This is a genomic window from Rhodoferax sp. (assembly GCF_028689305.1).
Taxonomy (GTDB): Bacteria; Pseudomonadota; Gammaproteobacteria; order Burkholderiales; family Burkholderiaceae_C; genus Rhodoferax.
This window is the reverse complement of the sequence record NZ_JAQTWM010000019.1, coordinates 13,395-26,188: the sequence shown is the minus strand read 5'-3', so window position 1 is coordinate 26,188 and position 12,794 is coordinate 13,395. Positions and strand designations below refer to the sequence as shown.

Sequence of the window (12,794 nt, the reverse complement as noted above, 5' to 3'; positions counted from 1 at the left end):
ATTCAGAACGCTTCTTTCTCAGCTTCCAGATAAGCCAAGCTGGTGTATTTGCCGATGTTTGAATCAAAACCCTGCATGGTCTTGGCCCGGCTGGCAACACGGGGGTCGGCCAGCACCATGGCCTTGGCCTGTGATTCGGTCTTGCCGTCCTTGACCGCCTGCAGGCAGGGTTCCCAGATGCCAGCCAGGAATTTGCCATAGGTTTGCAGCAGGTCACGTGTGGCAACGCCGTGGCCGGGCAGCCAGAGCTGGTCACCGGTGGCAGCAGTGAGCTCTTTGAAATACTTGAACGTGCCGGGATAAGAGCCGTCATCAATGTTGGCAATGCGGTTGGCCATGGCCAGGTCGCCCACAGCGGTCACCTTGTCCGGCACCACCTCAATGCTCAAATCCGCTGCGGTGTGGGCCTTGCCAAAAAAATGCAGTTTCAGCGTCACCTCACCAAACTGCAGCACCTGACCATTCGCAGCAGCATGATTGGGCGGCACGATCTTGGTACCGGCAGTGGCCTGGTTGGTCCAGCGCATCATCAGGCTGTGCCACTGACTGCCTTCATACCCCTTGATTTGTGCCATCGTGCCTGGCAGGGCATAGATCGGCAACTGCTCACCATAGGCTTCCACAAACGCATGGTTGCCGAGCCAGTGGTCACCGTGGTAGTGGGTGTTGAACACCGCCACCACTGGTTGTGAGGTGATTTTTTTGATCATGCGGATGGCCATGCGGCCAATCTGCACGGAGCTGCCAGAGTCCAGAATCACCACCCCGGCGCTGGTGACAACAAAGGAGACGTTGGACATCATGCCGCGGTTCTCCGGCGTCGGGAAACCGTCAGTGGCATAAATGGTCCAGACATGTTGTGACAGTTGCACCGGGGCGATGTCGGGCATCGGACCACCTTCGACAAAATCAACCATTTGCTGCGCCAGCAATTGGGCTTCAGGCCAGGCCGCCAGACCCATGGCACCCGCCGCCAGACCCGTGCCCAGGAAGGCACGGCGGGTGCGGTTGATGGGGCGGGACGCGCGCGCAAGGGCTACAGGGTTCATGGCTCAGTCTCCTTTTATATAAGTGGACTTTAATACATTTTGACCATTCTGGTGGCGCAGCCTTTTTCTTTTCTTGGCAAGTTGACGGTGTGTGTTGTCTTGGCGGAGACAAGTGAGTGAGGTTGGCGGCAAAATAGCCGGATGCACATTGCCCCTCCAACCGATCCGGCGCCAAGCGCCGCTGCCTGGCTGCCGCCGGACGATCCGCAGCGTGTCGTCCTGCATGACGAAGTTCACGCCCGACCGGCAGCACGCATCCGTCTGCCGGCCCTGATCGTGTATGTGGCCGTTCTCAATGACGGTGTCAGCCGCGAGGCCGAATGTGCCCACCTCAACCGCCTGCCGGGTCAGGCGCCGCTGACGCCCGATCAATTGCTGGGCAATTTTTTGCGCCTGCGTCTCAACGGCTTTACCGTCAAGTGGGAGCGCCATACCGAGTTCACCCGCTATTCCATCGTGCAGCCTCTGCCGGCGCAGGCCGTGCTGGGCTCGGCTGAGCCCGATCTGTTGTCCGGTCTGGTGGTGAGCGCCCAGTGGCTGGCCCAGATCCCCGGGCGCACGGTGGCCGCCATCCAGCTGGCCATGGTGAATGCTCCGCTGGACGATGCCGCTGCACTGATGACGCAGGCGGTGACCTGGCTGGGTGGGCGCACGGTGGTGGCGTCGCTCATGGGCAGCAACTCGCCCACGGTCGGGCCGGGTAGTGACCCACCGAACCGCCAGGGTTACAGCCACCCCATGGGGCATTCTTGGGCACTGACGCAGTTCCGTTTGCAGGCCGACGGGTTCGAGCGCATGCTGGTGATCGCCCCCGAAGGCACCAGCCAGACCCGCGCCGGGCGCATTTGTGCTCGCCTGCTGGAGCTGGAAACCTACCGCCTGATGGCGCTGCGCGGGTTGCCGGTGGCCAAGGCGCTGGGGCCGACGCTGTCAGCCTCGGAGGCGGCGCTGGCTTCCATCACCGCCCGGCTGGAGCACAAGAGCGCCTCGGACCAGGAACTGCTGGACACCCTGGTGTCCCTGGCGGCTGGGGTGGAGCGTGCCACGGCCGAGAACATTTACCGTTTTTCCGCCACCCAGGCCTACTACACGCTGGTGAACCAGCGGATTGCCGAGCTGCGTGAAAAGGCCATTCCCGGCACCCAGACCATCGGCGAGTTCATGCAGCGTCGGCTCTCGCCGGCCATGGCCACGGTGGCGGCCACGGCGCAGCGGCTGGCCTCGCTGTCGGAACGGGTGGCGCGCACCAGCGACCTGCTTCGCACGCGGGTGGACATTGCCACCGAGGTGCAAAACCAGCAGTTGCTGGAAAAACTCACGCGCGGACAGGAACTGCAATTGCGCCTGCAAAGCACGGTGGAGGGGCTGTCGATTGCCGCCATCTCGTATTACGTGATCAGCCTGCTGTTGTATGGTGGCAAGGCCCTGAAAGCCGCTGGTGTGCCGATCAACCCCGAAATGGCAGCCGGCGCCTTGGTGCCAGTGGTGTTATGGGCCGTGTGGCGCACCACCCAGAAGATCCATGCCAAGCTGCACGTGAGCCATTGATTTTGGGGGAATATTGAGCAATAAATCACGCTCTATCCCAGATAAATAAAGCATTTGTAGCTATGTAAATCATAGCGTTCGTCAAGCAAGAATTCCCAATCCCCGGAGACATCATGAAAGCCTTTCAAGACTACTACCCCGAAAACCTGTCGTACTGCTATGGTTGCGGGTCAAAAAATGACCATGGCCATCGCATCAAGACTTATTGGGATGGTGACGAAACTGTGACCCGTTTCACCCCCGAGCCTTATCACACCGCTGTGCCGGGCTTCACTTATGGGGGGCTGCTGGCCTCGCTGATTGACTGCCATGGCACCGGCACTGCCGCTGCAGCCATGTACCGCCAGGAAGGACGCGCCATGGACACGCTGCCGGCTTTTCGTTTTGTCACCGGTTCGCTGCATGTGGATTACCTCAAACCCACGCCGATTTCCGAAACGCTGGAGATTCGTGGCCGCATCAAGGAGATCAAGGGCCGCAAGGTGGTGGTGGAGGCCACGGTCTATGCCGCCGGCGTGGCCACGGCCAAGGGTGAAATCGTCGCTATCCAGATGCCGGAAAACTTCGGCGCATGACCTGTCGCGAAACCTGGCCATGGTGATACAGTGCCTCTCAGATTGACAGAATTTTGATTTAAATCAATCCGTTTTCTTCGCACTCTTCGCAGGTGGGAGTAGGATCACCCCCTGTAAACCTTAAGTTTTTTTTAAGAGTGTTTTGTTAACCGAAGAGGAATCACATGAACCGTATCGACATCTCCCATTTGTTGCGTGCTTTGTTGGCTGTTGGTTTGACCAGCGGTGCTCTGGTTGCGCAGGCCCAAGCCGTTGACGTTGCCGCTGCTGAAGCCTTGCTGACGGCCAACAAATGCACCAAATGCCATTCGCTGGACAAGCAAAAAGACGGCCCCTCCTACAAAAAGACCGCCGCCAAATACAAAGGCAAGGCCGATGCCGAAGCCAAGCTGTTCACCCATGTGACAACGGGGCCGCAGATCGAGATTGATGGTGCCAAGGAAGAGCATCAGAAGATCAAAGCCAAGGATGATGCCGCCGTCAAAAATCTGGTCCGATACATTTTGTCGCGTTAAGCCGTCGATTTGTCAGGCAGCTTTAAATGAGTGGAATTCTCCAAAAACTGCGCCAGCGCTGGAAGCTGGTGATCGGACTGGCGATCGCGCTGTTCATCTTTTCGGTCTCCGTGGGCATCTCGGGTGCCTACGTGTTGGCTTACACCAGCACCGAAGAGTTTTGCGTGAGTTGCCATGAGATGTCCTACAACTACGCCGAGTACAAGGGCACGATTCACGATACCAACCGCACCGGTGTGCGTGCCATTTGTACCAACTGCCATGTCCCGCACGAACCCGGGCCGCTGGTGCTGGCCAAGATCAAGGCGACCAAGGATGTTTTTTACACCTACATCTCGCCATCCATCGATACCAAGGAAAAGTTTGAAGCCAAACGTGCGGTGATGGCGCAGCGGGTGTGGAAAGAGATGAAAGAGAGCGACTCGCACCAATGCCGCAGCTGCCACCGTGCTGACAAGATGAGTGTGGAGCTGCAAACCGCCAAAGCACAAACGCGTCACGCCAAGGCCAAGGCTGAAGGCATGACCTGTATCGAATGCCATTTCGCCATTGCGCACAAGGAACCGGATGGTCCGGGCCCTGCAGAGCTGTTTGGCAAGAAAGCGGCTGCCAACTAGGCAGCAATGATTGATTTTTAACCGAGGAGTGATGATGAAACTGAACCTGTTCGCTACTGTGGCCTGTGCCGCCATTGCCCTGCCTGCCATGGCAGCTGATGTGACCTATCGCAACGATGTGGCCCCCCTGTTGAAAAAATACTGTGCCGAGTGCCACGCCGCCTCAGCGGACGCGCCCTCCATGGCCGAGTTCAAGCTGGATGAAGAGAAATACAAAAAGGCCAAGGTCGGTCCGCGTTCTGATACCTATGAACATTTGTTGCAGTTGGTGAACGGCAACTCCACCGGTGCTTTCATGCGCCGTCTGGATGACGGCACCAACCCGTATGCCAAGGGCAAACCCGGCAACATGTACAAATATCTGGGTGAAACCGACGCCGAACGCGCTGCCAATCTGACCGTGCTCAAGGCCTGGGTGGTGGGTGCTGGTAATCAGTGGGACATGAATGGCATTGGCCAGCGTGGCGATATGCCTCCCATCACGCTGGAACAATTGCGGAAAATGAAAGTCAAATACTGATCGCTGGACCAGCCACGCATCGGTACCGATGCGTTGTTCAACAAGCCGCTGTCGCCCAGCGGCTTTTTTGTGTGTGGCCTACAGCGCACGCGCCTGTCCGGCCTCTTCAACCGTTTGTCCATCGCGGATGTGGTAAATCCGCTTGAAGGTGGGGATGATCTTCTCGTCATGGGTGACGACAATGATGGCGGCCTGGAACTGGCGCGCCATCTGGTTCAGGATACGCATCACACCCAGGGCGCGTTCGCTGTCCAGCGGTGCCGTGGGTTCGTCGGCCAGGATCACCGGCGGGTGGTTGGCCAGTGCACGGGCAATCGACACGCGTTGTTGTTCACCGCCCGAGAGTTGTGACACGGCGGCTTTGGCGCGGTGCTGCACGTCCAGCGCGGTCAGCAGCTCCAGCGCCCGTGCCCGCGCCAGCGCATTGGTTTGCCCGGCCAGCATGGGCAGCAGGGCCACGTTGTCGGTCACGTCCAGAAACGGAATCAGGTACGGGGCCTGGAAGATGAAACCAATGCGGTCGCGCCGCAACGCACGCAGGTCGGCCACTTGCCAGGCGTTGTCATAAATCACGTCGTTGCCCAGCGTCATGCGCCCGGAGGTGGGCTCGATGATCGCGCCCAGGCATTTCAGCAGCGTGCTTTTGCCTGAACCCGATGGCCCGACCAGGCCCACCACCTCGCCCGGGGCGACTGCCAGGTTGACGTTTTTGAGCGCGACCACCGCGTTGTCGCCCTTGCCGTAGACCTTGCGCAGGCCCTCAATCCGGATGCCGCCTGTGTCCATGGGGGGTGTGTTCATCGGGTTCATCCAATCGCCTCGGCGGGGTCGACCTTCAAGGCCACACGAATCGCCAGGGTACTGGCCAGCGCGCAGATCAGCAGCGTGGCGAGCAGGCCCAAAGCCGCATCACGCGGCAGCAGCAGCACGTATTTGGGAAACACCGGTGCCCAGGCGGTGGCCACCACCTTGCCAACCATGAAGCCGATCAGCCCCAGGCCCAGCGCCTGTTGCAGGATCATGCCGGCAATGGTGCGGTTGCGGGTGCCAATCAGTTTGAGCACCGCGATTTCACGGATTTTGCCCAGCGTCATGGTGTAGATGATGAAGGCCACAATGGCCGCGCTGACCACCGACAAAATCGCCAGAAACAGCCCAATCTGTCGGGCCGAATTGGCAATCAGCTTGGCCACCAGAATCTCTTGCATCTCCAGGCGGGTGAATACCTGCACATGTTTCCAGCGCCGCAAGCTGTCTGCCACGGCCTCGGGCTGCCAGCCGGGTTGCAGCTGCACCAGCACGGTGTTGACGTTGTGGCTGCTGGTTTGCAAACCCTGCACGGCCTCCAGCAGACCGGGCACACCGGGGCGGTTGAAGGCCGGGTTGGCGGCGGTGCGCGCGCGATCATTCACGATGGTGTCGTTGTCCTTCAAAAACTGCGCTTCCTGCGCGTCTTTGAGCGGGATGAACACCATCGGGTCACCTCCGGAGGACACCATGCGCCGCGTCAGCCCGACCACCGTGTAGCTGTGGCGGCGCACCTGCATCTGTTCTCCCAGCTGGAAGCCGGTCTTGACATCCACCACGGCCTCATAGTGGTTGCGGGTGAGCTGGCGGCCCGCGATCAGGTACGCTGGTTCACCGGGCTGGCCGGGTTCGATGCCGACCACCATCACCCGCACCTCGTTGCCGCTTGCTTTTTGCACCTGCTGCGTCAGGTAGGTGACGTTGGCGGCCTGGCCCACGCCGGGCATGCCACGTACGCTGCGCACCACGTCGTCCTTGATGCTGGAGGCCTCGGCATACGGGCCCTGGGTGTCTTTTTGCACCACCCACAGGTCGGCACCGCTGTTGCTCAGCAGGGCTTGTGCGTCGTCCACCATGCCACGGTAAATGCCGGCCATGCTCAGGGTCACACCGATCAGCAGCCCCAGGCCCAGGCCGGTCAGGGCAAATTTGCCCCAGCTGTGCTGGATGTCGCGCCCGGCCAGGCTGATCACGGCTTGGCTCCTGCGGCGCTTAGCGCATCCACCACCTTGACGCGGGCCCCGGCCTGGAGCGCTTTGTCGCTGTAGACCACCACGCGGTCGTTTTTGTCCAGCCCTTTGAGCACCTGCACCTGGCCGTCCAGGCTGGCGCTGCCCAGTTGCACCGGGGCAAATTCGGGCTTGTCACCGTTAAGCCGCCAGACACCGGTTTGCCCCTGCTGGTGTTGAATGCTGGCATTGGGCAGCAGCAGGGCGGGGGCGGTGGTGGGCAGTTGCAGCGTGACTTCAGCCATTTCGCCGACCGACACACCCATGGGCATTTGCGCAAACGCCACCTGGGTGATGCGCTCTTCGGTCACGCTGTCGGCCAGCAGCTCCACGCGGGCCACCTGGCCGGGGTGGGGTGTTTGGGGCTGCGAGCGCAGCACGATTTGGCCCTTGAGTCCCGGTGCCAGCCCGGCCGAACGGCCTTGATCGACGCGTAATTTGACCCACAGGCTGGTAGGGTCGATCAACCGCAACACCGGCTGGCCTGCCACCACGGTGCTGCCAGCCTCGGCATCGCGGCTGGTGACCACACCGTCTGCCGGGGCCAGCAGGCGCACATTGCCACGCTGCTGCACCAGACCGGCGCGTTCGGCTTGCAGGCGGGTGCGGTCTTGCTCGGCCCCACTCAGGTTGGCGCGGGCGGCTTGCAGCGCTGCATCGGCCGAGGCTTGTTCTTGCAGCCGGGCATCCAGTGCGCCGGGGCTGATGAAGTTTTGACGCGCCAGGTCCTGGTTGCGCTGGGTGTTGGCGCTGGCCAGCGTGCGTCGGGCAGCGGCATCCTGCACCTGGGCCTGGGCACTGAGCTGGGTGCTGCCAGCCCGCGCAAGCGAAGCATCGAGTGCGGCCAGGCGCTGGTCCAGGTCCACCGGATCCATCTCGGCCAGCAGTTGCCCGGCTTTGACGGTATCACCCACATCCACCTTCACCGCCAGCACCCGGCCTGCCACCGTGGGGCCAACCATCCAGCTGCGCCGTGCCTCCACCGTGCCAATGCCAAAAATCGCCGGGTTCAGCGTGCCTTCGGTGGCGTGGGTCACGGTGACCTTGATCGGGGCCAGCGGGCCGGTGCGCAAGAAGACAAACACCACCGTCCCCACCAGGGCCAGCGCAATCGCCCCCATGGTCAGACGGCGTAACAGCAGGGAGTCGTGTTTCATCGTGAGGCTTTCTGAATCAAAGAGGGGCTTGGGCCAGCAGGCCACGCTGGAACAGGGCATACACGCCGGGGGCCTGCCGGGTCATGGCCGCCACGTCGCCGCTCATCAGCGACTGCATCACCAGCCCCTGGATCGAGCCGATAAAAAGGACGGTAGCCGACGTCAAATCTGCTTGTAATGCTATTTTGTTTGTAGCTTTTGCCTGCGCCAGCAATTGCGCCACCAACTGGCGGTATTGCTGCATCAAGCTGCGCACCCGGGCCTTGAGGGCGGTGTCACCGGGTCGTTGCAGCTCCTGAAAAATCACCCGCGGCACGCCGGGGTGTTCCACCACAAAGTTGACGTGGGCCATGAACACGGCCTGTAACGCGGCCAAAGCATGGGTGTTGACTGGTGCCTCCGGCACCAAGGCAGGTGAGGCAGGCAGGCTGTCAGCGGGGGCCGGCAATTCACCCAGGGCGGTTTGGGCGGCGCGGTGCAGGCGGTTCATCAAGGTGTCGGTCACCCAATCTAGTGCGGCCAGCCAGATGGCTTCTTTGTTGGCAAAGTGTCGAAATACCGCGCCCTGGGTGATGCCCACAGCCTGCGCCAGATCGGTGGTGCTGATGTCGGCCGGGCTGCGCTGCGCGGCCAGTCTCAGCGCGGCTTCCACCAGACTCGCCTGGCGCACTTCGGTACGCTGTTTGGAGGGTTTGGCGGAAACTTGCATGTTGACTTAAGTAATTAATCTATTACTTATTGTAGACTTTCTGTGGATGATAGGCAAAATTGGGCTCCAGCCCGCTAATTGACTGCTTTGGAAGCTATGTTTAATGTAGCGTTTTGAGGACATTTTGGGGCATCGGTAGCGCTCGCCATGTCAGGCCGTCTGGCGCGTTCACTGGGCGGTGTGCCAACGGATGTGCCTGGTTTCCCTTTATGATCCGATGCGTCCGACAGGGGGGCTTGCGCCCCGATTGCAACTCTTTGAGCAGGCGGGTTCATTGCACCATGCCACGATACATCGCTTTCCTTCGCGGGGTCAGCCCGATGAATGCCAAGATGCCCGAACTCAGGCGTTGCTTCGAAGCCGCCGGCTTCTCGGAGGTGCGCACTGTGCTGTCCAGCGGAAACGTCGTCTTCACCACCAGCGCGTCGCCGCTCGATGCGCTGGAGCAGCGGGCCGAAAAGGCCATGCACGCTGAACTTGGCCGCAGCTTCGGCACCATCGTCCGCCCAGCGCAGTACCTCCAGGAACTGCTGGTGTCGGACCCGTTTGCCGAGTTCGACCTTCCGCCCACGGCCAAGCGCGTTGTCACGTTTCTCCGTCGTCCCGGTGCATCCCGCGTCGCCCTGCCTGTGGAGCGTGATGGCGCCATCATCCTGAAGCAAGTCGACAGCATGGTCCTCACCGCTTACGTTCCCAGCGCCAAGGGACCGGTGTTCATGAACCTGCTTGAGCGAACCTTCGGTCGGGACATCACGACCCGCACGCTTGGTACTGTCCGCAAATGTGCTCAGGCCTAGCCTGTCACAGACGATGCTGACCAGGCTACGACCCGACCCATCCAAGCTGGGCACCTAAGCCCGCCGAACCGTTGTCCACAACGCCGCCGCCACGATCAGCGCGCCGCCGATCCAGGCCGTCAGGCTCAGGGACTCTCCCAGCCAGACCACCGCAAACAGGGCGCCAAAAGCCGGCTCGCTGCTGGTGAGCAGGGCCACGCGGCTGGGCGCGCTGTGTTTGAGCGCCCAGTTTTGCGCAAAGAAGGCAAACACCGTGCAGCCCAGCACCAGGTAGACCGTGGCTTGCCAGAAGCCCAAAGAGGTGGGCAGGGCGGGAAGGCCGTCGGCACCAAGTAAGGCCAGCAACAAGCAGCCGCTGGCGATCACGGCGGCTTGCACGGCGGTGAGCGCCAGCGCCGGGGCGCTGCTGTGGCGGGTGAGTTGGCTGGTTTTGCACACGGTGATGGCGCGCAGCACAGCCGCTGCCAGCATCAGGGCATCGCCCCAGCCCAGGCTACCGGTGAACCCGCCGCTGAGCAGCGCCGCCCCCAGCAGCGATACGGCGGCAAACACCCACATGGCCTGCGCCGGGCGTTGGCCCAGCAGCCACCATTGCGCAAACGGGGTGAACACCACACACAGGCTGATCAGGAACGCGGCGTTGCTGGCTTGGGTGTGGGCCACGCCAAAGGTTTCACACAAGAAGATGCCCAGCATCAGCCCGCCAAGAGGCAGACCGGTGCGCCAGGCATCACGCTGCTGCTGGCGGGTGGCACGCAGCAGGGTCGGTAACAGCAGCACAAAGGTGATGCCAAAACGCACCGCCAGAAAGCCCAGCACCGGGTAGAAGGCCAGCGCGCCTTTGGCCACACCGTAGCTGGTGCCCCACACCAGCGCGACCAGCAGCAGGGTGAGGTCAGACAGGCGCAACAAGTGGCTGGGTTGGGGCAGGGTGAGGGTGGTCATGGGGAAGTGTGGGATTAACTCAGAGCTGGTGAATGGTAGATTTATTCGTGAATCGTGATAATCATGTATTTGAGAACAACAGTTTTGCGTCATGAGCATCAATTACCCGCTGGAAAATTTGCCCGACATGGCGGTGTTTGCCAACGTGGTGGAGGCGGGCAGCTTTTCTGCCGCAGCACGGCAGCTGGGCTTGACCCCGTCCGCGGTCAGCCGCCAGGTGGCGCGGCTGGAGGGGGTGCTGCGGGTGCGGCTGCTGGAGCGCACCACCCGCAAGCTGCGCATGACGGAAGCGGGCAGCGCGGCCTACACCCGGTGCCAGGCGCTGGTGGCGGCAGCACGGGAGGTGATGGCCCTGTCTGACACTCAGAGTGCTGCGCCGCGCGGGCTGGTACGGGTCAGCAGCCCGAAGGCCTTTGGCCGCTAGGTGGTGCACCCGCTGATGCCGGGTTTTCTGGCGCGTTACCCCGAGGTGGATGTGCAGCTCATCATCACCGACCGCACGGTGGATCTGGTGGAGGAAGCGATTGATCTGGCCATTCGCATCACCGACGCCCCACCGCCGGGCCTGGCGGGGCGCCCGCTGATGCCGATCCGTCACCTGGTGTGCGCCAGCCCCCAGTACCTGGCGGCGCACGGCAGGCCTTTGCATCCGCGTGAGCTGGCGCAGCACAGCTGCCTGTACCTGGGCGAGGACGAGCGTGACCGCCACTGGCGCTTTCAGCAAGGGGGCGACATGGTCACGGTGCGCGTCAGCGGCCGTTATGTGGCCAACCACAGCGAGGTGCGCCTTGAAGGCGCGCTGGCACACCTGGGCATGGCCAGCCTGCCGGATTTCATTGCGCGCCAGGCACTGGCGAGTGGGCAACTGGTGAGTGTGCTGGACGACTGGGCGCACCTGACCGACTACGCGGGCACCGCCTGGCTGCTGTACCCGTCCAACCGCTACCTGGCACCTAAGCTGCGGGTGTGGATTGACCATCTGGTGGCCGGGTTGTCGTCACCGGAGGCACACTAGAATTTTGACGATCATCCACTTCGTCTGACACATCAGGAAACACACCATGCGACACAACCGGATCAAACAGAGTCTTCAGGCGGGCCAAACCTCTGTGGGGTGTTGGCTGACCCTGGGCAGCCCGGCGGTGGCCGAGGCCATGTCCCACTGCGGTTTTGACTGGCTGCTGATCGATGCTGAACACGGGCCCAACGGGATTGCCGACATTGCTGCACAGCTGCGTGCCGTGGACGCGGCCAACGCCAACGGCGCCACGATTGCGTCGGCCGTGCGGGTCCAGGCCAACGATGCCGCGTTGGTCAAACGGGCCATGGACTGTGGCGCGCAGACCATCATGTTCCCGGCCATCGACAGCGTGGCCGAGGCGACCGCCGCCATCGCGGCGACGCGGTTTCCGCGGCATGGCAACGGCGGTGTGCGTGGGGTGGCTGGGTTGGTCCGGGCCGGGCGGTTTGGACTGGACCCCGACTACACCAGCCAGGCGAACCAGAATGCCTGTGCGGTGCTGCAGATCGAAACCGCGCTGGGGCTGCAGAATGTCGAAGGCATCGCGGCGCTGGACGGTGCCGACTGCCTTTTTGTCGGCCCTGCGGATTTGTCGGCCAGCATGGGTTATTTGGGGCAAATGGACCACCCTGAGGTGCTGGTGGCCATTGAGCGGGTGTTGACGGTTTGCCAGCGAGCGGGCAAGGCCGCAGGCATTTTTGCCGGCAGTGCCGAGGAAGCGGCGCATTACCGGGACCGGGGCTTTGCCATGATCGCCTTGCATTCGGACGTGGCCTGGTTGACCCGGGGGGCCAAGCATGCTTTAGCCCACTACACAGGTGTCAGCGCATGAAGGCCATCCATCCTGGTGACGCCATGGAGGCCTATGCGCGTGAGGCCGTGCGCGGCTTGCGCTCTTCCAAAATCCGCGAAGTGGCCAACGCGGGCATGGGCAACAGCAAGGTGCTGGCGTTCTGGTTTGGCGAGCCGGACGAACCGACCCAGGAAGAGGTTCGTGCCGCAGCGATCGACAGTCTTCGGGCTGGCGACACGTTTTATGTCCAGACTCTGGGGCTACCGAGCTTGCGCGAAAGCATTGCGGCTTATGTGAGCGGCTTTCACACGCCGCGGGAGGTGGCCCATGTGGCCGTCACCAGCTCGGGCATGTCGGCCCTGATGCTGGCGGTGCAGGCGCTGGTGGGGCATGACGACCAGGTGGTGGTGGTCACCCCGCTGTGGCCCAACCTGGTGGAGATACCGAAGATTCTGGGCGCGCGGGTGACCACTGTGAGCCTGGACTTTGACCAGCGTGGCTGGCATCTGGAT

The 12,794-nt window shown here is 62.1% G+C and carries 14 protein-coding genes and 1 pseudogene; 9 read left to right on the top strand and 6 right to left on the bottom strand.

Going from position 1 to position 12,794, the window contains the following annotated elements; all coding sequences use genetic code 11:
- Nucleotides 1–2 precede the first annotated feature (2 nt).
- On the bottom strand, nt 3–1,049 hold the full coding sequence (locus tag PHW99_RS06150; protein WP_300174805.1) for an MBL fold metallo-hydrolase: 1,047 nt from the start codon (nt 1,047–1,049) through the stop codon (nt 3–5).
- A gap of 141 nt (nt 1,050–1,190) precedes the next feature.
- Between PHW99_RS06150 and PHW99_RS06145 the strand changes: the two genes are divergently transcribed.
- From PHW99_RS06145 to PHW99_RS06125, 5 genes are all read left to right on the top strand, one after another.
- Nucleotides 1,191–2,597, top strand: a complete 1,407-nt coding sequence (locus tag PHW99_RS06145; RefSeq protein ID WP_300174803.1) for a DUF3422 family protein — start codon at nt 1,191–1,193, stop codon at nt 2,595–2,597.
- 113 nt (nt 2,598–2,710) lie between these two features.
- Entirely contained in the window at nt 2,711–3,172 is a 462-nt protein-coding gene (locus PHW99_RS06140; RefSeq protein ID WP_300174801.1) for a PaaI family thioesterase, read from the top strand.
- 164 nt (nt 3,173–3,336) lie between these two features.
- Complete coding sequence (locus PHW99_RS06135; protein ID WP_300174799.1) at nt 3,337–3,687, top strand: c-type cytochrome; 351 nt, start codon at nt 3,337–3,339, stop codon at nt 3,685–3,687.
- Nucleotides 3,688–3,713: 26 nt separating this feature from the next.
- On the top strand, nt 3,714–4,304 hold the full coding sequence (locus PHW99_RS06130; RefSeq protein ID WP_300174797.1) for a NapC/NirT family cytochrome c: 591 nt from the start codon (nt 3,714–3,716) through the stop codon (nt 4,302–4,304).
- A gap of 34 nt (nt 4,305–4,338) precedes the next feature.
- Nucleotides 4,339–4,824, top strand: a complete 486-nt coding sequence (locus tag PHW99_RS06125; RefSeq protein ID WP_300174795.1) for a cytochrome C — start codon at nt 4,339–4,341, stop codon at nt 4,822–4,824.
- Nucleotides 4,825–4,902: 78 nt separating this feature from the next.
- Here PHW99_RS06125 and PHW99_RS06120 read toward each other — a convergent pair whose 3' ends face one another.
- From PHW99_RS06120 to PHW99_RS06105, 4 genes are read right to left on the bottom strand one after another with little or no spacing between them, the layout of a single operon-like run.
- Nucleotides 4,903–5,610, bottom strand: coding sequence for an ABC transporter ATP-binding protein (locus PHW99_RS06120; RefSeq protein ID WP_300174854.1), 708 nt, complete (start codon nt 5,608–5,610; stop codon nt 4,903–4,905).
- A gap of 20 nt (nt 5,611–5,630) precedes the next feature.
- Nucleotides 5,631–6,824, bottom strand: coding sequence for an ABC transporter permease (locus tag PHW99_RS06115; protein WP_300174793.1), 1,194 nt, complete (start codon nt 6,822–6,824; stop codon nt 5,631–5,633).
- Nucleotides 6,821–8,017 (bottom strand): efflux RND transporter periplasmic adaptor subunit, encoded by a 1,197-nt coding sequence (locus PHW99_RS06110; protein ID WP_300174791.1) that lies wholly within the window; start codon nt 8,015–8,017, stop codon nt 6,821–6,823. The genes PHW99_RS06115 and PHW99_RS06110 overlap by 4 nt, the downstream gene beginning before the upstream one ends.
- Before the next feature lie 16 nt (nt 8,018–8,033).
- A complete protein-coding gene (locus PHW99_RS06105; RefSeq protein ID WP_300174789.1) occupies nt 8,034–8,726 on the bottom strand; it encodes a TetR family transcriptional regulator in 693 nt (230 codons plus the stop codon).
- 281 nt (nt 8,727–9,007) lie between these two features.
- On the opposite strand from PHW99_RS06105, the gene PHW99_RS06100 reads away from it, so the two are divergent.
- Nucleotides 9,008–9,523, top strand: a complete 516-nt coding sequence (locus PHW99_RS06100; RefSeq protein ID WP_300174787.1) for a DUF1697 domain-containing protein — start codon at nt 9,008–9,010, stop codon at nt 9,521–9,523.
- 54 nt (nt 9,524–9,577) lie between these two features.
- Here the strand turns inward: PHW99_RS06100 and PHW99_RS06095 are convergent, their stop codons facing one another.
- The gene (locus tag PHW99_RS06095; protein ID WP_300174785.1) at nt 9,578–10,468 is read right to left on the bottom strand and encodes a DMT family transporter; all 891 of its coding nucleotides are present in this window, start codon (nt 10,466–10,468) and stop codon (nt 9,578–9,580) included.
- Between the two features lie 91 nt (nt 10,469–10,559).
- On the opposite strand from PHW99_RS06095, the pseudogene PHW99_RS06090 reads away from it, so the two are divergent.
- The 3 genes and pseudogenes from PHW99_RS06090 to PHW99_RS06080 all read left to right on the top strand — a co-directional run.
- Nucleotides 10,560–11,483: pseudogene (locus tag PHW99_RS06090) on the top strand (LysR family transcriptional regulator).
- Nucleotides 11,484–11,529: 46 nt separating this feature from the next.
- Nucleotides 11,530–12,321, top strand: a complete 792-nt coding sequence (locus tag PHW99_RS06085) for an aldolase/citrate lyase family protein (RefSeq protein ID WP_300174783.1) — start codon at nt 11,530–11,532, stop codon at nt 12,319–12,321.
- A partial coding sequence (locus PHW99_RS06080; protein WP_300174781.1) for an aminotransferase class I/II-fold pyridoxal phosphate-dependent enzyme occupies nt 12,318–12,794 on the top strand: 477 nt, incomplete at its 3' end. The genes PHW99_RS06085 and PHW99_RS06080, both read left to right, overlap by 4 nt.

Bases quoted from the DNA above. Each gene is read 5' to 3' on its own strand.
- PHW99_RS06130 (WP_300174797.1), top strand. From the start codon at position 3,714: ATGAGTGGAATTCTCCAAAAACTGCGCCAGCGCTGGAAGCTGGTGATC.
- PHW99_RS06120 (WP_300174854.1), bottom strand. From the start codon at position 5,610: ATGGACACAGGCGGCATCCGGATTGAGGGCCTGCGCAAGGTCTACGGC.
- PHW99_RS06150 (WP_300174805.1), bottom strand. From the start codon at position 1,049: ATGAACCCTGTAGCCCTTGCGCGCGCGTCCCGCCCCATCAACCGCACC.
- PHW99_RS06110 (WP_300174791.1), bottom strand. From the start codon at position 8,017: ATGAAACACGACTCCCTGCTGTTACGCCGTCTGACCATGGGGGCGATT.
- PHW99_RS06105 (WP_300174789.1), bottom strand. From the start codon at position 8,726: ATGCAAGTTTCCGCCAAACCCTCCAAACAGCGTACCGAAGTGCGCCAG.
- PHW99_RS06145 (WP_300174803.1), top strand. From the start codon at position 1,191: ATGCACATTGCCCCTCCAACCGATCCGGCGCCAAGCGCCGCTGCCTGG.
- PHW99_RS06125 (WP_300174795.1), top strand. From the start codon at position 4,339: ATGAAACTGAACCTGTTCGCTACTGTGGCCTGTGCCGCCATTGCCCTG.
- PHW99_RS06140 (WP_300174801.1), top strand. From the start codon at position 2,711: ATGAAAGCCTTTCAAGACTACTACCCCGAAAACCTGTCGTACTGCTAT.
- PHW99_RS06085 (WP_300174783.1), top strand. From the start codon at position 11,530: ATGCGACACAACCGGATCAAACAGAGTCTTCAGGCGGGCCAAACCTCT.
- PHW99_RS06095 (WP_300174785.1), bottom strand. From the start codon at position 10,468: ATGACCACCCTCACCCTGCCCCAACCCAGCCACTTGTTGCGCCTGTCT.
- PHW99_RS06135 (WP_300174799.1), top strand. From the start codon at position 3,337: ATGAACCGTATCGACATCTCCCATTTGTTGCGTGCTTTGTTGGCTGTT.
- PHW99_RS06100 (WP_300174787.1), top strand. From the start codon at position 9,008: ATGCCACGATACATCGCTTTCCTTCGCGGGGTCAGCCCGATGAATGCC.